The 18,155-nt window shown below is 56.7% G+C and carries 18 protein-coding genes; all 18 read right to left on the bottom strand.

Annotated features, from left to right (window positions below; all coding sequences use genetic code 11):
• Nucleotides 1-83: 83 nt before the first annotated feature.
• Complete coding sequence (locus AC27VJ_RS09110) at nt 84-1,490, bottom strand: mannitol dehydrogenase family protein (protein ID WP_488683812.1); 1,407 nt, start codon at nt 1,488-1,490, stop codon at nt 84-86.
• A gap of 4 nt (nt 1,491-1,494) precedes the next feature.
• Nucleotides 1,495-2,691 (bottom strand): mannonate dehydratase, encoded by a 1,197-nt coding sequence (uxuA, locus tag AC27VJ_RS09105; protein ID WP_488683743.1) that lies wholly within the window; start codon nt 2,689-2,691, stop codon nt 1,495-1,497.
• 18 nt (nt 2,692-2,709) lie between these two features.
• Entirely contained in the window at nt 2,710-3,759 is a 1,050-nt protein-coding gene (locus AC27VJ_RS09100; protein WP_488683742.1) for an L-idonate 5-dehydrogenase, read from the bottom strand.
• 63 nt (nt 3,760-3,822) lie between these two features.
• A complete protein-coding gene (locus AC27VJ_RS09095) occupies nt 3,823-5,229 on the bottom strand; it encodes a TRAP transporter large permease (RefSeq protein ID WP_353577231.1) in 1,407 nt (468 codons plus the stop codon).
• A 1-nt stretch (nt 5,230) separates the two neighbouring features.
• Nucleotides 5,231-5,806 carry a TRAP transporter small permease gene (locus AC27VJ_RS09090; protein ID WP_488683741.1) on the bottom strand — a complete coding sequence of 192 codons (576 nt, stop codon included), beginning with the start codon at nt 5,804-5,806 and terminating at the stop codon, nt 5,231-5,233.
• Between the two features lie 60 nt (nt 5,807-5,866).
• A complete protein-coding gene (locus tag AC27VJ_RS09085) occupies nt 5,867-6,841 on the bottom strand; it encodes a sialic acid TRAP transporter substrate-binding protein SiaP (protein ID WP_488683740.1) in 975 nt (324 codons plus the stop codon).
• Between the two features lie 75 nt (nt 6,842-6,916).
• The gene (locus tag AC27VJ_RS09080) at nt 6,917-7,618 is read right to left on the bottom strand and encodes a FadR/GntR family transcriptional regulator (RefSeq protein ID WP_488683739.1); all 702 of its coding nucleotides are present in this window, start codon (nt 7,616-7,618) and stop codon (nt 6,917-6,919) included.
• Between the two features lie 218 nt (nt 7,619-7,836).
• The gene (locus tag AC27VJ_RS09075) at nt 7,837-8,361 is read right to left on the bottom strand and encodes a flavin reductase (protein ID WP_353577227.1); all 525 of its coding nucleotides are present in this window, start codon (nt 8,359-8,361) and stop codon (nt 7,837-7,839) included.
• Nucleotides 8,362-8,386: 25 nt separating this feature from the next.
• The gene (locus AC27VJ_RS09070) at nt 8,387-8,971 is read right to left on the bottom strand and encodes a malonic semialdehyde reductase (protein ID WP_488683738.1); all 585 of its coding nucleotides are present in this window, start codon (nt 8,969-8,971) and stop codon (nt 8,387-8,389) included.
• Nucleotides 8,972-8,986: 15 nt separating this feature from the next.
• Nucleotides 8,987-9,772, bottom strand: a complete 786-nt coding sequence (gene rutD, locus AC27VJ_RS09065; protein WP_488683737.1) for a pyrimidine utilization protein D — start codon at nt 9,770-9,772, stop codon at nt 8,987-8,989.
• A gap of 21 nt (nt 9,773-9,793) precedes the next feature.
• Nucleotides 9,794-10,180 (bottom strand): pyrimidine utilization protein C, encoded by a 387-nt coding sequence (rutC, locus tag AC27VJ_RS09060; protein WP_488683736.1) that lies wholly within the window; start codon nt 10,178-10,180, stop codon nt 9,794-9,796.
• A 26-nt stretch (nt 10,181-10,206) separates the two neighbouring features.
• Nucleotides 10,207-10,947: a pyrimidine utilization protein B gene (gene rutB, locus AC27VJ_RS09055; RefSeq protein WP_353577224.1), complete on the bottom strand. Its 741-nt coding sequence runs from the start codon at nt 10,945-10,947 to the stop codon at nt 10,207-10,209.
• Entirely contained in the window at nt 10,944-12,035 is a 1,092-nt protein-coding gene (gene rutA / locus AC27VJ_RS09050) for a pyrimidine utilization protein A (protein WP_488683735.1), read from the bottom strand. Before rutA ends, rutB begins: the two co-directional genes overlap by 4 nt.
• A 288-nt stretch (nt 12,036-12,323) precedes the next feature.
• Nucleotides 12,324-13,313 carry a Bug family tripartite tricarboxylate transporter substrate binding protein gene (locus tag AC27VJ_RS09045; RefSeq protein WP_488683734.1) on the bottom strand — a complete coding sequence of 330 codons (990 nt, stop codon included), beginning with the start codon at nt 13,311-13,313 and terminating at the stop codon, nt 12,324-12,326.
• A gap of 99 nt (nt 13,314-13,412) precedes the next feature.
• The gene (locus AC27VJ_RS09040; protein WP_488683733.1) at nt 13,413-14,027 is read right to left on the bottom strand and encodes a biliverdin-producing heme oxygenase; all 615 of its coding nucleotides are present in this window, start codon (nt 14,025-14,027) and stop codon (nt 13,413-13,415) included.
• Nucleotides 14,028-14,124: 97 nt separating this feature from the next.
• Nucleotides 14,125-15,402, bottom strand: a complete 1,278-nt coding sequence (repC, locus tag AC27VJ_RS09035; protein WP_488683732.1) for a plasmid replication protein RepC — start codon at nt 15,400-15,402, stop codon at nt 14,125-14,127.
• A gap of 193 nt (nt 15,403-15,595) precedes the next feature.
• Entirely contained in the window at nt 15,596-16,609 is a 1,014-nt protein-coding gene (gene repB, locus AC27VJ_RS09030) for a plasmid partitioning protein RepB (protein ID WP_113086742.1), read from the bottom strand.
• Nucleotides 16,606-17,820, bottom strand: a complete 1,215-nt coding sequence (gene repA / locus AC27VJ_RS09025) for a plasmid partitioning protein RepA (RefSeq protein ID WP_353577219.1) — start codon at nt 17,818-17,820, stop codon at nt 16,606-16,608. Before repA ends, repB begins: the two co-directional genes overlap by 4 nt.
• Between the last annotated feature and the right edge of the window lie 335 nt (nt 17,821-18,155).

The following is an 18,155-nucleotide window of genomic DNA, read 5'->3' as shown; positions in this document are numbered from 1 at the left end:
GCGCTTGTCCCGAGGATGACGAAAGAGGAAAAGCTAATAATAAAAAACCCGGCAATGATCTCGCCGGGTTTTTTGTTGCTGAATCAAGCTGAAAGCTTTTGCAACTCACCATTGACCAAATCCCGCCAGCCACGGTTCTGAACCAGTTCCGGCAAGAACAACCCCTCGACAACGAAAAATGCGGCTGAAGGATCATTGACATCCACCTGCTTCGCCGCCGCCAGAATCTCATCGCGGCGCGGATCGTTCAAATCACCACGCTTGTGGATGGACGCGATCCAGAGCGCGACGACATAAGCGAATTCGGCAGCGTCACCGCCAGCCCCCAAGGTTTCCATCGCCGCAGCCAGAATGCGTTGCGGCAGTTTCTGGCTCGTATCCATGGCAATCTGTTCGTTGCGATGTGCAATGGTTGGGTTGGCGAAACGTTCGAGAAGCTGGTTTCTGTAAAATGGCAGATCGATGCCGGGCACCGGCTCCAGCGTTGCCGCAGCCGCCTGCATGTGCCGTTCGACGATTTCAACGAATTCCGGCACCGCCATGACATCGCGCACGAATTCCAGATCATGCAGAATGCCCAGATGCGCAATCAGCGTGTGGGAACCGTTGAGCAATCGCAGCTTCATGTCTTCGTAAGGGGCAACGGCTCGCGCAAACACCGCGCCTGCCACCTCCCATTGAGGTCTACCGGACACGAAATCATCCTCGATCACCCATTGCATGAAGGGTTCGGTGTCGAGCGCTAAACTGTCTTCCACGCCCAGCACTTGGGCTGCGCGCGCGCGCGTCTCATCTGTTGCAGCCGGCACGATGCGGTCCACCATGCTGCACGGGAACCTGCCCTCTTCTTCTATCCAGCGCGCCAGCCCGGCATCCCGCCGCCGCGCCATGTCCAGCACCAGACGGCGCACCACATGGCCATTGGATGGAAGATTATCGCAGCACAGAACCGTAAAAGGGGGAATGCCGCGCTCCCGGCGTCTAGCCAGCCCCTCCACCAGAAAACCTATGCCACCGACAGGTGCCTGCGGGTTTGCAAGATCCGCAGCGATGGCAGGATGCTTGACATCGAGGCCGCCCGTCACAGGATCGAGCCCATAGGCCTTTTCGCTCACCGTCAACGTCACGATGCGGATGTCGGGGCTGGAGAGATAGTCGAGCACATCCTCCCGCCGGTCCGCTGCGCACAGCCAGTCAACGGTTGCGCCGATGACCTCGGCGCTGTCACCTTCGGCACTGCGCACCATGATGGAATAAAGCCCGTTCTGCTCAGCCAGCGCCTTGACCGGCTGAGCCGAGCGCAGATTGACGGCAACGATGCCCCAGGGGCCGAAACTCGTCTCGAGCGCTTTTTGTGTGTAGACCGCCTGATGGCACCGATGAAACGCGCCGAGCCCGATGTGGACGATGCCCGGTTTCAGCGCCTTGCGATCAAAGGCTGGAACCGAGACGGCCGCAGGCAGGGCGGTGGAGTTGGAAAGTCTGTTCATGGCGTTACACTCGACCGAATTGGGGATGAAGAAGCGCGCGCTCGATGCCACGCAGTTCCGCCAGTCCTTTCAGCCGCCCGATGGCTGGATAACCGGGCTGTGCGCCGCGTGAGAGATCATCGAGAATTTCCTGTCCATGGTCCGGGCGCATAGCGATGCGGTGGTCTTCCCGACCCTCGGCACGCCTTCTCTTTTCCTCCTCCAGCAGCGCCGCAATGACGGCCACCATATCGGTTGCTCCCTCGAGATGTTCGTCCTCGAAGAAGGAGCATGGAACTGTGTCGGTATCGCGCATGACATTGCGCAGATGCACGAAATGAATGTGATCGGCAAAACGCTTGGCAATGGCAGGCAGGTCATTGTCCTTATGCGCGCCGAGCGAACCGGTGCACAGCGTCACGCCATTTACCCGGCTATCGACCTGACCCAACATATGCGCATAATCCGCCTCAGTGGAGAGAATACGCGGCAGGCCCAGGAGCGGCCAGGGCGGATCGTCACCATGGGCGCAGATATTGATACCCACCTCCTCGGCGACCGGCACGACCTCTGAGAGAAAATCCACCAGATTGGATTGAAGCCTTTTGCGATCGACCCCCTGATAGGTTCTGAGCTTTTCCAGCAGCTGATCCAGCGTATAACCATCCGCCGAACCGGGAAGGCCTGCGCCGATATTGAGGCCTAGCGCGATGATCTTGGTGTCCGGCATGTCGGAAAAACGCTTCGCAGCCTCCTCTACCAGCCAGTCCGGATAATCGACCTTCGCATCGGGCCGTTTCAGAATATGAATGTCGAAGGCGGCAAAATCGGTGAGATCGAAGCGCATGGCCTTGGCACCGTGGCGCGCTTCTGAACGCAGGTCGGTGCGTGTCCAGTCCAGAACCGGCATGAAATTGTAGCAGACCGTGCGAATGCCGCTTGCTGACAGCCGCCTCAGGCTTTCCTGCCAGTTGGCGATATGGGACTTCCAGTCACCGGTCTGGGTCTTGATATCTTCCGACACCGGCACGCTTTCCACCACATCCCAATAGAGGCCACCGGCCCTGATCTCTTCATGCCGTTTGGCAATCTCCTCCACGGGCCAAACGGCACCGGTTGCGATGTGGTGTAGCGCACTGACGATGCCTTCAGCGCCCGCTTGCGCCGCATCCCGCACCGTGACCTTATCCACCGGCCCAAACCAGCGCCATGTATGCTTCATTGTCTTGTCCTTCAGATATCAGTTAGAGCCGACAAAGGTGATCTGCACCTTGCAGGCAACGGAACGGTCACCGGCCTGTTCGAAAGCCTCGACGGCCTTTTCAAGCGGAAATTCGTGGGAGATGATCGGGCGCACATCGATGGTGCGCGACGCGATGAGTTTGACGGCCTGCGCAAATTCCTGATCGAAACGCTGCGAACCGCGCCAGACGATTTCCTTGCCGACCAGCGCATTCAGCGGGATCGTCATATCCCCCGTCACCCCCACCTGAACGATGGTACCGCGTGGCTTGACGGCGGCAAAGGCAGCGCGCAGCGCGGGTCCTGCGGCTGAACAATCGAACACGACGTCGAAGACGCCTTTTCCTTCCTGATAGGGCGCAAGCCCCTGCGGATCGTTCAGAACATTGACGGTGCGGCTCGCCCCCATGGCAGGCGCGCGTGAAAGCGCCGCATCGGCAAGATCGGTCACGACAATCTCCTCGGCACCGGCATGGCGCGCAGCAGCCACCGTCAATAGTCCGATGGGACCGGCACCGGTAACCAGCACCCGACGTCCGGTCAGATCACCCGCTTGGGCCACGGCATGCAAGCAGACGGCCAGAGGCTCGGCGCAGGCTGCTTCTGCGGGCGTGGAGTTCCCGTCAAAAGCGAAGCATTGTTTGGCGGGCACCACCAGCCAGTCGCGGAACATGCCTTGTTCATGAGGCAGGCGCATGGCGCTGCCCATGAAGCGCATGTCGAGGCAATGAATCGGCTGACCGACCTGGCAATAATGGCAGGTGCCGCAGGGTTGCGACGGGTTGACCGCCACCAGCGCGCCGATGGCAAGGCCGCTGACGTCCTCACCCAGCGCTTCGATATAGCCTGACGCTTCATGTCCTGAAATGATCGGCTCACGCACCTGAATGGGGCCGAAACCGCCGTCCTGATAATAATGCAGATCCGATCCGCAAATGCCACCTGATGCCATGCGCAGCAGCACCTCCCCGGCACCGGCTTGCCGCACAGCCTGTGTTTCGACCTTGATATCCTGTTTGCCGTAAAGAAGCGCGACGCGGGTCAACATGCACTTTGCTTTCCTGTGTGTGGATGAAGAAACCCGCGCGAGGGATCGCGCGGGCGTCGCTTTTTAGCGGATCAGCCCCATTTCCGTTGGCAACCACAATGTGATGGCCGGAATGAACGTGATGAGGATGAGCGCCACGAAGAGTGGTACCAGCCATGGTAAAATGGCCATTGTCGTGCGCTCCACCGACAATCGTGCCACCCGTGACAGGACGAAAAGCACCATGCCCAACGGCGGATGCAGAAGGCCGATCATCAGGTTCAGCGTCATGATGAGGCCGAAATGCACCGGGTCGATATCGAACTGCAGCACAAGCGGCAGAAGGATCGGCACCAGAATGGTAATCGCCGCAATCGTATCCAGGAAGCAGCCGACAAACAGCATCAGCAGATTGACCAGCACGAGGAATATCCACTTGCTGTCCGTCAGCGTCAAAATGGCGCTGGACAGCACCTGCGCCGCCTGACTGACCGTCAAAAGCCAGGCAAAGACCGAAGCCGCCGCCACGATGAAGAGAACCGAAGCGGTGGTCTCGATCGTATCGAAGGTGGCTTTTGCCAGCGTCTTGAACGTCATGGTGCGATAGCGCACAAGGCCGAGGAACAGGGACCAGAGAACGGCTGCGACTGCGGCTTCCGTCGGTGTGAACCAGCCCATGGTCATGCCGCCGATCAGAATGACCGGGGTCATCAACGCCATGACGGCGGAGAAGTCGAAATACCAGTCACAGGCAATCAGCACCGCAAGCACGATGACGATGGCAAGGTTGAGCGACATGCCGAACATCGTCAGCAGATAAATGCTGATCGGCACCAGCATGACGACGATGACTTCCAGCGATGCGCCAAAGATGGTGCGCAGGCTGAAAGGCGTGTCCGAGCCCCAGTTCTTGATATAGGCGAAGGCGGCAACGGTAATCATCATCAACAGCGTCATGACGACGCCGGGAACGATGCCCGCCATGAACAGCGCACCGATGGAGACATTCGCCATCATGCCATAGATCACGAATGGCAAAGATGGCGGAAAGATCGGGCCCAGCGTAGCCGAGGCGGCGGTGACGCCAACGGCAGCCTCCACAGGATAACCATGGTCCTTCATGGCCTTGATTTCGATGGTGCCAATACCGGCGGCATCGGCAAGTGCGGTGCCCGACATGCCTGAAAAAATCACCGAGCCGATGATGTTGACCTGCGCCAAACCGCCCTTCATCCAGCCAACGAGGGCGACCGCGAAGGAATAGATACGGCCCGTGACGCCCGCCACATTCATGAGATTTCCGGCCAGAATGAAGAAGGGCACCGCCAGCAGCGGAAAGCTTTCCACACCGGCGATCAACCGCTGCGCGGCGATGATATCGGGGGCGACATTGTAGGAGACGATGTAAAGCAGCGAAGACACCGCCATGGAGATGGCAACGGGCAGGCCGATAAGCATCAGAAGAAGGAATGAACCGATCAGAACCAGCATGTCACAGCTCCTCCACGTTCTGGAATTCTTCAGGCCGTTCCAGCACGGAATAACCGCGCCGAAGATTGGCGACGAAGACCTGAATGGACCGCAGGAACATCAAAACGAAAGCGGCAAACACCGTGTAGAAAACGATGCCGCGCGGCAGCGCCACCGTCACCATTTCCTCATCGGCAACGATTTCCAGATAGCGCCACATCAGCCATGATCCGTAGGCAAAGAAGCCGATGCGCAGCACATCGACGGCCAGCGACATGACCCGTGTCAGATGTGCAGGCAGATAATGGTAAAGCACATCCACCTGAATATGGCGCGACATGCGCACGCACATGACCGAGCCCAGAAACACGACGCCGATCAGGCAGTTGACGGCGATTTCTTCCGTCCAGGCATAGCTGTCGTTCAGCACATAGCGGGTGAAGAATTGCAAAAACACGCAGCCAGTCATGCCCCAGAACAGGCCAAGCGTGACCCAGTCTTCAAAGGCATAGACGGAAAGATCGGCATCGGGCGGTGCTTCATCGAATGTATGGGCGAGTTCCTCAGGTGTCACCTGAGTATGAGTTTCCTGCGACATTGAATTGTCCCTGCTGAGAAGGAAGGGCGGCGCGGCCCTTAAACCGCGCCGGACGCGGCTTTACTGGATGGCGCGAATGGCTTCCCAATCGGCCTTGTCGTAACCGAAGTCCTCGAACTTCACTTTCTCGAGCACGTTCTTCTCAAAATCGGCCTTGTCGACCTCCGTCACCGACAGGCCTCGGGCCTTGAAATCATCGACCAGCTTTTTTTCACGCTCTTCGATGATCTTGGTCGTCTTGGTCGCCGCTTCCTGCATGACGTCAACGAAGATTTTCTTGTCTTCATCGGAGAGGCTTGCCCAGCGGCTCTTGGAAATCACCGTGTTGAGGTGATCGACAATATGGCCGGTGAGAACGATGTTCTTCTGCACTTCGAAGAACTTTTTCGCCTCGATGGTGGTCAGCGGATTTTCCTGCGCATCGACCGTGCCATTCTGAAGCGCCAGATAGACCTCGGCAAAAGCAATCGGCGTGGTGTTGGCACCGCAGGCGCGTGGCATGGCGAGATAGGCCGGAACATCGGGAACGCGCATCTTCACGCCTTCCAGATCACCGCAAGTGGCAATCGGCTTGTTGGCGGTGGTGTGGCGCGTGCCGTAATAGCTGACGGCGGCAATCACATTGCCGGTCTTGTCCTGATATCCCTTGGCGAGCCGCTTGAAGATATCGCTTTTGGTATAGGCGATCAGGTGCTCAGGATTGCGGAAGATGTAAGGAAAATAGGTCACGCCGATAGGCTTGTAGTCACGGGCGGCGAAGCTCGAGCCGGAAATGATCATATCGACCGTGCCGAGCTTCAGACCCTGATTGATATCGACTTCCTTGCCGAGCTGAGAAGCCGGGAAAACGTCGATCTTGTAGCGTCCATCCGTGCGCTTCTCGATTTCCTTTGCGGCCCAGACGGATTCGGTGTGGAACGGCTCGGTGGTTTCATAGACATGCGCCCATTTCAGCGCCGTCTGTGCCTGCGCGGCGCAGGCGGATGCCAGTGCTATGGCCGTTGCGCCCAGCAATGCGTATAATCTCGATGTCATCGTTTTCCCTCCCGGATTGATGTCATATGTCTGTTTTCCGGCACCGCCCTCTCTCCTGACGGCACCATCTTTTTCTTACGGCTCCTCTCCGAAGCTTTCAGAAAATCTCTTCTGCGACAGCGTCAGATGACGGCGCATCGCATCACGCGCACCAATGCCATCATGGGCCGCAATCGCATCACGGATGATGCGGTGTTCTTCCAGTGCCAGCCGCCATGTGTGCGGGCCTTCGAAATGGCTGGCCAGTCGCTCGAAATAGGGCGTCATGCGCCGGTCGAAGATTTGGCCGGTCAGGCGGTGCAGCGTGGCATTGCCGATGATGTCGGTAATCGCGGTGTGGAAGGCGCGGTCCTGAACCAGCATATCGACCGGATCGCCAATCGCCTTCTCCATCTGCCGAAGGCATTCATCCAGACGCTTGATACCTTCGGGCGTTGCCACGCGAGCTGCTTCCTCGGCAATCGCGCTTTCGATGATGCTGCGGGCTTGCAGGATTTCGAATGGGCTGTCGTTTTCGTCCACTGGCAGAACAGTGGATGTCTGGCTGGGGCGCTGGCTGACATAGACGCCCGATCCAACGCGGATCTGAATATGGCCTTCTACCTCCAGAACGATCAGCGCTTCACGGATGGTGGGGCGGGACACGGCAAACCGTTCGGCAAGATCACGCTCGGCCGGAAGTTTTGCCCCAGGCGGCAGCTCTCCCGCTTCAATGAGTGCACGAATCTGGTCCGCGACCTGCCTGTGCAGCCGGCGCGGCTCCAATGCCACGAACATGAAATCCTCCCGCGATCCCATCTGGTAAAATGGTCTTACCAATTGCAACCCAGTAAAGACGAGATTTCATCAAAGTCAATTGCTGATTTATCGATTGTTAATATTTGCGGGCGTGCGGGTACCACGCCTTGCGCCATTCGGTGCAAGGTCTTTCAGGCGATATCTGTGCCATAATCAGTGTGGTACGCCGGGTTCAGTTGCCCCGACGGACCGAGCGGTCACAGATGACGATAAGCCCGTTTGAAATAGATCAGAGCCTCTTCACCGCCATTGATGACGGTATCCATCACATCGCAAATCAGAATGTCATGGGTGCCGCCATCATGAATGGTGCGAATGCGGCAATCGAAAGAGGCAAGTGCGCCGACGAGCAGCGGCGCGCCTGTCTCACGTGTCGTCCATTCGCCAGCCGCAAACCGCGCATCGATGGGGGTTTTACCGCCGAACAGGCTGCTTAGATTCTCCTGATCGGCGGCCAGCGTGTTGATGCAGACGACGCCGTTGGACACCACATATTTATAGGCCGAGGAATTGCGGTTGAGGCAGACGAGCAAGGTCGGCGGGTTATCTGAAACGCTGCAGACCGCGGTTGCCGCAAAACCAGCCTTGCCTTCCGGCCCATCGGTGGTGACGATGTTGACGGCACCGGCCAGTTGCGACATGGCGTTGCGGTAATCCAGGCCGCGTTGTTCCGCAGTCTTCGTCTCCATGACGGCTTCCTCTTTGAGAGACAATGTCTGCATCTAACCCACCTTTCCTAAAACTTCATCAAGCCAGTATGCAGGCGTCCTCGAACGGCAAACGCGGCAGACGACCAAACAGCTTCGATGGATCGCCATAGCCGAGATTGATCAGGAAATTGGATTTCCATGTCGTGCCGGCAAAAAAAGCTTCATCCACTTTAGGCTTGTCGAAACCCGACATCGCGCCCGTATCCAGCCCCAGCGACCGCGCCGCCAGAATGAGATAACCAGCCTGAAGCGTGGCGTTGCGGAACGCCGTTTCTTCCGCCACCGCCGGGCTGGAGGTGAACCACGATCTAGCATCCGCATGCGGAAACAGGGCCGGAAGCTTTTCGTAGAACTCGCTGTCGATGGCGGCGATGACGGTCACGGGTGCGGCCATGGTCTTTTCGAGATTGCCTGACGACAGCGACGGTTTCAGCTTTTCTTTGCCCTCGGGCGAGCGCACGAAAACGAAGCGCGCCGGGCAGCAATTTGCCGATGTCGGGCCCATCTTGGTCAGATCGTAAACTTCGCGCAGCAGCGCATCGCTGACCGGCTTGTCCAGCCAGCCATTGTGAGTGCGTGCTTCCGTAAACAAAGTGGCCAGCGCCTGATGATCCAATGTCATGAAAAAACCCTCGCTCTATATCGATGCCGGGGCGAGCAGAAATTTCTCCAGCCCCGCGTTAAAACCAGCAACGTCGGTAATATTCACCGCATGCGCTCCCTCATCGAACACGGCAAGCTCCGCATTTGGCAAGCCCTCGGCCAGCCGTAAAGAGCGCGTGTAAGGCACCAGCAGATCGTCTTTTGCGGCGATGACGAGGGCCCTGTTCTCGATTTCCGCCAGCCTTTCATCCACATCAAACGCCCTCAATGCCGCGATCCGGCGCAGCACATTATCCCTGCCCTGAAAATGCGCGACGCCATGCGCATCGTCTTTGGCCAGCCGTTCCGCATTTTCCGACATCCAAACCGCCGGATAGAGAAACAGCGGCTGTGCTTTCACGAAAGCTTCCACGCCGGAATTTTCCAGCAGCGAAATGCGCGTGTCGAAACAGCGCCCGGAATGGGCATCCGCCCTGCTCCAGGCGTTGATCAGCACTAGACGGTCAATCAGACCGGGCTTGCGAAGCGCAATATCGAGCCCGATCAGACCACCGAGCGCATGGCCCATGAAGTGAAATTTATCGAGGTTCAGCTCGCTGGCAATCTCCAGCACATCATCCGCCATGGCGGAAATGCCGCCATCCTGCGGCACCTCCCCACCGGTTCGGCCCGTGCCGCGATGATCATAGGTGACGACCCGGAAATGCTGTTGCAGCATCTCCATCTGCGGCGCCCAATAGCTGCCCGATCCGCCAAGACCCGACGACAGAAGAATGGTGTGTGCGTCCGGCTCTTTTCGGCCCTGAACCTCGAAATACATCGTCACCGATCCCGCCGTCCCTTATTTGCCGATATGGGCGACAGTTGCGATCTCGATCAGCGCATCCGGCTTCACCAATCCGCACTGAATGCAATAACGCGCTGGTTTGTCGCCCGGGAAATACTCCGCATATACCTTGTTCACGGCCTGATAATTGGCCCAGTCGGTAATGAAGATGTGGTTCATGGTCACGTCTTCCATAGTCCCGCCAGCGGTTTCGATCACAGATTTGATGGTTTCCAGCACGTGCCGGGTCTGGGCCTCGGCATCGCCCACATGGACGACATCATTGTTCTTGTCGAAGGGCAGCGTGCCCGACACATAGACGACACCATCCGCCAGTGTTCCCGGCGAAAAGGGCGCGATTGGCTTGGATGTACCCTCAGGGACGATAATGGTCTTCGGCATGGTCTGTTCTCCTCTTATAGCGTTGGTCAGTCTTCTATGGGCGCGGCCTGCGAGATGACGGCGCAGAAATCATTGACCGTCGCCACCCAGCCGAAAAATTTCTCGACATTGTAGACCGTCGCCTGCTGGATAAAATCCGGGCCCAGATGGTGGGTCGCGTCTTCCAGCATCACGCCGAAATATTCGAGGTGGAAGGCATCGCGAAGCGAGCTTTCGACGCAGACATTGGTGGCGATACCGACGAAGACGAGGTTTCGAATGCCCCTCGCCCGCAAGACGCTGTCCATATTGGTGTTGAAGAAGCCGCTATAACGGGTTTTCGGCACCAGAATATCGCCCGGCTGCGGCTGAAGTTCATCGACAATGGCGTAATCCCATGTGCCCTTGGCCAGCAATTTTCCCTGCAAGTCCGGTCGCGCCCGCATGGTTTTCAGCGCGTTGGACTTATGCCAGTTGGGAGAGCCGGGACCACCCGCCTCCACATAATCGCTGTCCCAGCCATTCTGGAAATAGATGACCTGCACACCCGCCGCGCGAGCGGCATCCAGCGTCTTGCCGATATTGGCGATGGTCGATTTCGCGCCCGATATGTCGAAGCCCGCGAGATCGACATAACCGCCTTCGGTGGAATAGGCGTTCTGCATATCAACCACCACGACGGCGGTTTCGCTTGGTTTCAGCGAAATCGGTTCGGGGCGCGCTGGAAGGGTGACGCTCTCGGAACGGCTTTTGGGTGGATGATAGCCAGCAACAACGGCGTCCGTCATTCTGCGGCCTCCAGAGCAGCCGTCACATGCTTGCGGCTTTTCATCAATGGCTGCACATATTTCCCGAATTTCTCGACGCCTTCCACGAAATCGTCAAAGGTCAGCATTACGCCGCCTGTGCCCGGCACCTCGCTCATCTCATCCAGCATGGCCGCGACCTCTTCATAGGAGCCGATGAGCGTACCCATGTTGATGTTGACGGCAGAGACCGGGTTGGACATGTGCCGAACATTGGTGTCCGAGCCCGACTTGGTGTCCACGGAGCTTTGCAGGCCGAGCCACTTGATGGCCTCCTGATCCGCACCCGCCTTGTAATGCTCCCATTTGGCCCAGGCATCCTCGGATTTTTCTTCTGCCAGCACCATGGTCAGCACCACAGAGCGCACATCGCGGCCCGTCTTTTCGGTCGCGGCCATGAGGCGCGTATTCGTTGGAGCAAAGGCCGTGGGCGTGTTGACGCCAACGCCGAAGCAGAAGCTGTAATCCGCAAACTTGGCGGAAAAGGCCATGCCCTTGTCGGACGAACCGGCGCAGATGAGTTTCACATCTCCCTCCGGCACCGGCTTCATCCGGCAATCATCCATGGTGAAATATTTGCCCTTAAGGTCGGACTGGCCGGTCGTCAGCAGGTCCTGAAGCACGGTGGTATATTCGCTGAGATATTCGTAGCGATCGCCAAAATAATCGTCGCCGGGCCAAAGACCCATCTGGCTATATTCTGGCCGCTGCCAGCCGGTGATGAGGTTGATGCCAAAACGACCGCCGGAAATGGAATCGATGGTCGTTGCCATGCGCGCAACGATGGCCGGTGGCATGACCAGCGTTGCCGTCGTGCCGAAAAGCTTGATCTTGGAGGTCACGGCAGCAAGCCCTGCCATCAGCGTGAAGGATTCCAGATTGTAGTCCCAGAATTCCGTCTTGCCGCCAAAGCCGCGCAGCTTGATCATCGACAGCGCAAAATCGAAGCCGTATCTTTCCGCCGCCAGCGTGATCTGCTTGTTCAGCTCGAAGCTTGGCTTGTATTGCGGCGCGTTTTCCGAAAGCAGCCAGCCATTGTTTCCAATCGGAATGAAAACACCGATTTCCATTTGCATCCTCCAGTTCCTGTTCCCGTGTTGAACTTTTGAAAGATAAAATGCAGGTTCCGTGCCAGTCTCTGATGCCTAGCAAAAACAATGATTTATAAGGTAGCTGAAATGCGGCGTTTATCAAATGATAAATTTTTTACCGTTTGATAAAAATATTGCCCATTAATTCGGCAGCTGGTTTTCGGTCATTTCAGGGAAATTTGGGGCGTATCTGAACCTCAAAACGCATCATGGCGAACGGTTTACACCGCTCGCCATGAGAAAACTCAGCCACTTACTTTAGTCGCCTCAGTCCATCTGAACATTCGCGTCCTTGACGACCGGTCCCCATTTGGCAATTTCCTGCGCCACATGGGTCTTCAATTCGTCCGGTGAGGAGCCAACGATCTTGGCACTGAAATCAGCCATGCGCGCAGCAACACCGGGGTCGGCAAGCGCCTTTTTCGCAGCCGCATTGAGCTTATCGACCGCTTCCGGAGGGGTTCCGGCTGGCGCAAACAAAGCGTTCCAGGTGTAAGTTTCATAACCCGGCACCGTTTCTGCAATCGTCGGAACATCCGGGAAGGACGAAGCCCGCTCCGCCGTCGTGACACCCAGCGCGCGCAGAGTGCCGGATTTCATGTGTCCTGAAGACGATGGCAAATTATCGAACATGATGGACACCTGATTGCCCAGAAGATCGTTCAGCGCAGGCCCGGAGCCCTTATAGGGCACATGCTGCATGCTGACGCCCGTCATCGCCTTGAACAGTTCGCCCGAAAGATGGAGCGGCGTTCCGTTGCCGGAGGACGCATAGGCATATTTGTCCGGATTTGCCTTCAGAAGCGCAACGAGTTCCGCAACGTTATTGACCTTCAGCTGCGGGTTGACCACCAGCACATTGGGCACGACGACCAGCAGCGAAATCGGCGCAAAATCCTTTTCAGGGTCATAGGGCTTGGTCTTGAGGATCAGCGGGTTGAGCGCATGGGTGGCGACCGTTCCCATCAAGACCGTGTAACCATCCGGCTCGGCCCGCGCGACACGATCTGCGCCGAGATTGCCGCCCGCGCCTGCCACGTTTTCAACGACGACCTGCTGGCCGAGTTCATCACCCATTTTCTGTGCGATGACGCGAGCAACCACATCCGTGGACCCACCGGCGGCGAAGGGTACGACCAGCGTGATCGTTCGATCCGGGAAAGCCTGTGCCTGCCCTGTGCTGCTAAACGTAAGAAAGGACAGTGCAGATGCGGCGAGCGCCAAGGCAGCACGCCGTTTGAAAAGCGAATGTGTCATTGAACCTCCTGTAGAGTGGCCTCCCCGCCACCGTAACAGTGTAGCTCAACAGCGCTTGAGAGCAAGTCACGCGAAAGTCTATGCCTTCGCGCGCTGGTATCAGGCCATCATACGCTTTGCATGGGCATGCACTGCGCGGAATCCGGCTTCGGCACCGGCAATGACCCTGCCCTCTTCCGCTTCGCTCAATTCGATGGCATCGAGCGCGGCCACGAATGTGCGCCAATGCAATCCGCGTCCTTCCGGTGCACCAGCCAGATGGCGCGCGCCGAATGTCTCGCCAAGACCGATTTTCGCGGCATCCTTCAAGAGAAAGGCAGCGCCGAGGTTCGAACCTTCCACGACATAGAGCCAGCCCAGAGCCTCTGGCAGATCGAAAGCAGCATCATTCTGGCTGAAGCGGACATTTTCGCTCTCAGGTGTCGAAATCTCCAGATCGGCAAGGTCCTGCTCGATGAAACCAAGACGGCGGCGGCCCTTCAGGTCGGGCAGAAGTCCATCCAGAGTTTCGTTGAAAAAGAAGGCGTCGAGGTCTTTGTGAAACAGATATTGTGTCTGCACGAATTTGCCGAAGTTCTCGCGGCTTTCGAAAGGTTTTGCAGACATGATGAAACCGTCAAGCACTTCATGGGCTTCACGCGTTGCTGCTTTCAGACGTTTCGTCCGGCTTGGTTCAAGCTCGGGTGTCTGAATGGCCAGTTCTGCAGCAGTCATGTCTTGATCCTTTTCGTCATCGCTCCAGCGCACATAAAAATCTTTCCTTTCAGAGTCAAATTTTATCGGCGCTATCTGTTCTTTAAATACATGCTTTTCATGAGCAAAGGGAATGAGTGCTCGAAGATGTTGGCGATAGCCTTGTTCTCAGCAGCGCCATTAGCATGGGTTTGATCGAAAATTGCTTCGCTCGCGATTTCTCGGTGAGGCTGCGCAGATATCCTCCTGCCGATTGAATGGCGCTGGAACGCTCCAATATACACGCTATGATTGCGTTCGTGTTCTGTGATCCCATGGCTTTCTCCGCCTCATCATAAGCAGACTGGCTGATGGAGAGCATGGTTTTGACCACATTGGTGGCTTGTTTCAGGTCGTTCCAGCTCCTCACGGTGCCATTTGGGCCGTAGAAAGCGATCTCCGGGCAGGCCTTCAGCAGCGTTTGAAGATCGAAACCTTCACCTCTGGCTGGTTTGGTCACGTCGATCTGATTGTTTCCCGCATTCCACTTTTCCAAAGCCGCCTGCCTCTCCAATTGCTCGGCAGTCGCGTGGCTTTCCTCGTTATCCACATGTTGCACTTCAATAATGGATTCGGATTCTGAACTATGTATAAGCCGCTCATTTTGATAGGCATTGGCGCTTATTTTTTGTTTTTCTACGTGTTTTTCCAACTGGTTAGCCATCTCCTCGCGCAAAAGGCTCAAATCTTCCAGCACCAGTGCCAGATAAGGAGCCTTGGATTTACGATCGAGCGCCGAAGTGACGACGAGATATTGCTGGCGATAGCGATCCCAATCACCGTCGATGCCGTCGGCAATGGCGATCTCACCGAACTTGATGATGTCGCGACGGCAGAGGCTGATCTTTTCGCGTAGTCTTTGGAGCTGCAAACGTTCTTCGACGACCTGTTCGGCAATCGACTGGATTTCATCCGCCCGCGCAATCAGCGGAGCGAGCGAAAATCCATAGGCATCGCTAATGCCACCGCTTCGGTCTTTGCGGGCATAGCGTTTTCCGTTGGGGCTGTCCTTGCGCAGAATGAGACCGGCTTCGACAAGTGCTGCGAGATGACGACGCAAAGTTTGTTCCGGCATACCGTGGGCGCGAAGAGAAAGCTGCTGGTTCGATGGAAAGACCACCAGGCCGTTTTCCTCGGACAGTTCCGCTTTGGGGTAGAAACTGATCAGCGCGTTGAGCACAGCCAGCGATCTGTCGGAGATACCGAGCAGAGGACGGGCTTCGCAAGTGGCGCGAAACAGTTTCCATTTATCGATCGACCGCGCAGGATCGATGTCTTTCGACGCGAACTGGTTTGCGAGAAGGCCAACAGAAACCCCTCGCCGCCCGAAAGGCGTCGTTACAATATGGCTATTCATGTCTTTCACCTTCAAAAAGGCAAAAGAAAATCGCTCACCGAAGAAATATCGATGCCAAGACTCTTGACTATGATTCGCGGAAATGAGATTCTTTGGGTGCTTAGATCAAAGAAAGGCTTCCGTGCGGCAACGTTCGGGGGCTTTTTTCTTTTGTGCTTGCTGCTCCTGTTAGTGGTTCAATCGAAATGGCTGCTTACTGTCTGGAGCGATGCTCTTCGAACAGTGATTGCAGATGCTCTAGAACGAAGGCAGCGAATTCTGGCGCTTGCCTACGGTCGATGGAAATATCGAGACGATTGTCGGTCTCGACGATCTTTGCGAGTTTCTGGCCGCTTTCAGTCGACAGAACGCCGGTCTTCTTCGGCTCTGCCTTGGGCTTCAGAAACTCGAGAATAGATTTAAACTTCTCTTCAGAAGGAAGCCGAGCAACGGTCTCGTCGCGCAGATAGGCGCGTGCAGCCTCGTTCACCTTCGAAGAGGAAAGCTGTTCAGCCAGATCCATCCAGTTGCGCCGTCCAACACCAGGCGCAGGGCCGATGCTGTCAACGATGTCATCAGGTATGCGACCCACAACCGAGAGCATGTTGGACAAATCGCCCTTGTAGAGAGACATGGCCGCCATGATGGTTTCGCGGGTAAAGCGCATTTGAAGCTTCTGGGCAAAGCGCGCCTTCTCGATATAGCTCAGGTCACGGCGTTCGTTGTTTTCCTGTCCCTGCGCAACGACGAGCTGCTCATCCGTCAGGTTACGAACGACAGCGCGAACGGGAATACCGATCTCAGCCACGGCACGCAGACGGCGGTGACCGAAGGCGACCTGATAACGACCAGCGTGCTCAGGGTGAGGACGAACGAGAATCGGAACCTGCTGGCCCTGCTCACGAATGGCTTCCACCAGACCGACATCAGCCTCGATGGAGGACGGCATACGGTCAGGGATAAAGGATGGATCGACATCAGCAGGATCAAGCGCAACGATGGTCAGGCCTTCGGCAAGCTTCTTCTCGATCTCTTCGGCGCGTTTGGAGCGCTCTGAAACTTCGTTCAGCGATTGACCGATCATACCAACGGGAGAATTCACGACATCCGTGACCAACTCCGGCGAACCGAGGATTGGACGGATACGTGGACGTGCGCGCTCAACAGGCGCTTCCGTGTTTTCGTTGGACTTACCGCCCAGATTGGCAAAGATTTCTTTTCTGCTCATGCGGCCCTACCCCAGGCTTTCTTGATCAAGCCTTCAATTTCGGCATTTACATTGGTCATGGATTCCAGCGCGCGGTCATAGGTCGACCGGGTGAACTGCGTGCGCTCCACCTCGAACAAGGTCTGGTTCGTCAGTCCGGCATCGGAAACGGCGGTGGTTTTCAGCATGGGATGGTTCAACACATGCTCACCGAAGATCGAGCGCAGAAACGCGACCATCTGGTTCTGCGGTCCGTCGCTGGGTTCAAAGCGGGTCACGAGATAACGCATCCAATGATAATCCGAACGCGCACCGGCTCTGCCGATTTCGGCTAAGAGATCACCGGTCATTGCCAGAAACTGGTTCATGGACATGACGTCCAGCATCTGCGGATGAACCGTCACCAGAACCGATGTTGCAGCTGTCAAAGCCGACAGCGTCAGATAACCGAGCTGCGGCGGGCAATCGATAACGACCACGTCATAAAAGTTTTGCGCTTGGGCGATAGCTTGGCCAATACGGGCGAAGAACAATGTGTCTCCCGGTGCGCGGCGCATGAGAGCCCTTGGCGTATCATGCTCGAATTCCATCAGTTCCAGATTACCGGGAATGATGTGGAGATCGGGAATGTAGGTTCCACGAACGATCTCGGCGATAGGGCGCTGCTCGCTGTCATAACGGATGGCACCATAGAGCGTCTCATTCGGCCCGACATCAAGTTCGGGTTGATGACCGAAGAGCGCCGACAAACTGGCCTGCGGATCAAGATCGATGGCAAGCACGCGATAACCGCGCAGCGCCAGATATTGTGCAAGATGCGCAGAGGTCGTGGTCTTGCCGGAGCCACCTTTGAAATTCATCACGGCAATGACCTGCAGGTCTTCACCTTCACGACGGTGCGGAAGATAGCGACGCGTGCCGCGTGCGCCTTGATCGAGGAACTTGCGGATCTCGTGAATGTCTTCGACGGAGTAGCTTCGCCGTCCACCGCTTTGGGACGCGCTGAGGTCCGGCTGCTCGGCGGCGATCTGGCGAAGATAGGCTTCCCCGATGCCGATAAGCTTGGCGGTTTCGGACGGCGAAAAATTCCGCATGCTTTTTTCCGCAAGCGGTGCGAATGTATTTGCGTTGTGCGCTTGCAGCTGCGCGGACAGCGCGGCCGAATGCTGTAGGATAAGGCCCGTCAAATCGGGTGCCTTGTCAGCAGATTTCAGATCGGCGCTTTGTGTCATATCTCATCTTTTCCACTTGTTGGATCAGTTGCGTTTTTTTCCGCTGAAATCGGTTTTTTCCGCAACTGAGATATAAGCGCCGATTCTCTTTTTGGTGCAATAGCCATTCGTCCTGCCTAAACATGAATCTTTTCAGCCGGCTAAGAGTCATTTTTGATGTTGGAGATTGAAATATCTCGGCGTTTTTCATCTGGTCTCATCACAAACGTATCGAGTTAGCCGCGGCTAACTCCCCCTCAGCAGCAACCCAGCTGTCACTCCTTCGACGTCGGAACCTTGTAGGCTTGATTGAATTGATGTTTGCCTTTGAAGGTCTTTTCAGGTCTTCTGCGCGG

Source organism: Agrobacterium sp. 20P9.1.2 (genome assembly GCF_057799395.1).
The sequence above is the reverse complement of the archived record's forward strand: the minus strand, read 5'-3'. Positions and strand labels throughout refer to the sequence as shown.

What these genes read in the sequence shown, in the direction of transcription:
- AC27VJ_RS09110 (WP_488683812.1), bottom strand. Translation starts at nt 1,490, where the DNA reads ATGAACAGACTTTCCAACTCCACCGCCCTGCCTGCGGCCGTCTCGGTT.
- uxuA (WP_488683743.1), bottom strand. Translation starts at nt 2,691, where the DNA reads ATGAAGCATACATGGCGCTGGTTTGGGCCGGTGGATAAGGTCACGGTG.
- AC27VJ_RS09100 (WP_488683742.1), bottom strand. Translation starts at nt 3,759, where the DNA reads ATGTTGACCCGCGTCGCGCTTCTTTACGGCAAACAGGATATCAAGGTC.
- AC27VJ_RS09095 (WP_353577231.1), bottom strand. Translation starts at nt 5,229, where the DNA reads ATGCTGGTTCTGATCGGTTCATTCCTTCTTCTGATGCTTATCGGCCTG.
- AC27VJ_RS09090 (WP_488683741.1), bottom strand. Translation starts at nt 5,806, where the DNA reads ATGTCGCAGGAAACTCATACTCAGGTGACACCTGAGGAACTCGCCCAT.
- AC27VJ_RS09085 (WP_488683740.1), bottom strand. Translation starts at nt 6,841, where the DNA reads ATGACATCGAGATTATACGCATTGCTGGGCGCAACGGCCATAGCACTG.
- AC27VJ_RS09080 (WP_488683739.1), bottom strand. Translation starts at nt 7,618, where the DNA reads ATGTTCGTGGCATTGGAGCCGCGCCGGCTGCACAGGCAGGTCGCGGAC.
- AC27VJ_RS09075 (WP_353577227.1), bottom strand. Translation starts at nt 8,361, where the DNA reads ATGCAGACATTGTCTCTCAAAGAGGAAGCCGTCATGGAGACGAAGACT.
- AC27VJ_RS09070 (WP_488683738.1), bottom strand. Translation starts at nt 8,971, where the DNA reads ATGACATTGGATCATCAGGCGCTGGCCACTTTGTTTACGGAAGCACGC.
- rutD (WP_488683737.1), bottom strand. Translation starts at nt 9,772, where the DNA reads ATGTATTTCGAGGTTCAGGGCCGAAAAGAGCCGGACGCACACACCATT.
- rutC (WP_488683736.1), bottom strand. Translation starts at nt 10,180, where the DNA reads ATGCCGAAGACCATTATCGTCCCTGAGGGTACATCCAAGCCAATCGCG.
- rutB (WP_353577224.1), bottom strand. Translation starts at nt 10,947, where the DNA reads ATGACGGACGCCGTTGTTGCTGGCTATCATCCACCCAAAAGCCGTTCC.
- rutA (WP_488683735.1), bottom strand. Translation starts at nt 12,035, where the DNA reads ATGGAAATCGGTGTTTTCATTCCGATTGGAAACAATGGCTGGCTGCTT.
- AC27VJ_RS09045 (WP_488683734.1), bottom strand. Translation starts at nt 13,313, where the DNA reads ATGACACATTCGCTTTTCAAACGGCGTGCTGCCTTGGCGCTCGCCGCA.
- AC27VJ_RS09040 (WP_488683733.1), bottom strand. Translation starts at nt 14,027, where the DNA reads ATGACTGCTGCAGAACTGGCCATTCAGACACCCGAGCTTGAACCAAGC.
- repC (WP_488683732.1), bottom strand. Translation starts at nt 15,402, where the DNA reads ATGAATAGCCATATTGTAACGACGCCTTTCGGGCGGCGAGGGGTTTCT.
- repB (WP_113086742.1), bottom strand. Translation starts at nt 16,609, where the DNA reads ATGAGCAGAAAAGAAATCTTTGCCAATCTGGGCGGTAAGTCCAACGAA.
- repA (WP_353577219.1), bottom strand. Translation starts at nt 17,820, where the DNA reads ATGACACAAAGCGCCGATCTGAAATCTGCTGACAAGGCACCCGATTTG.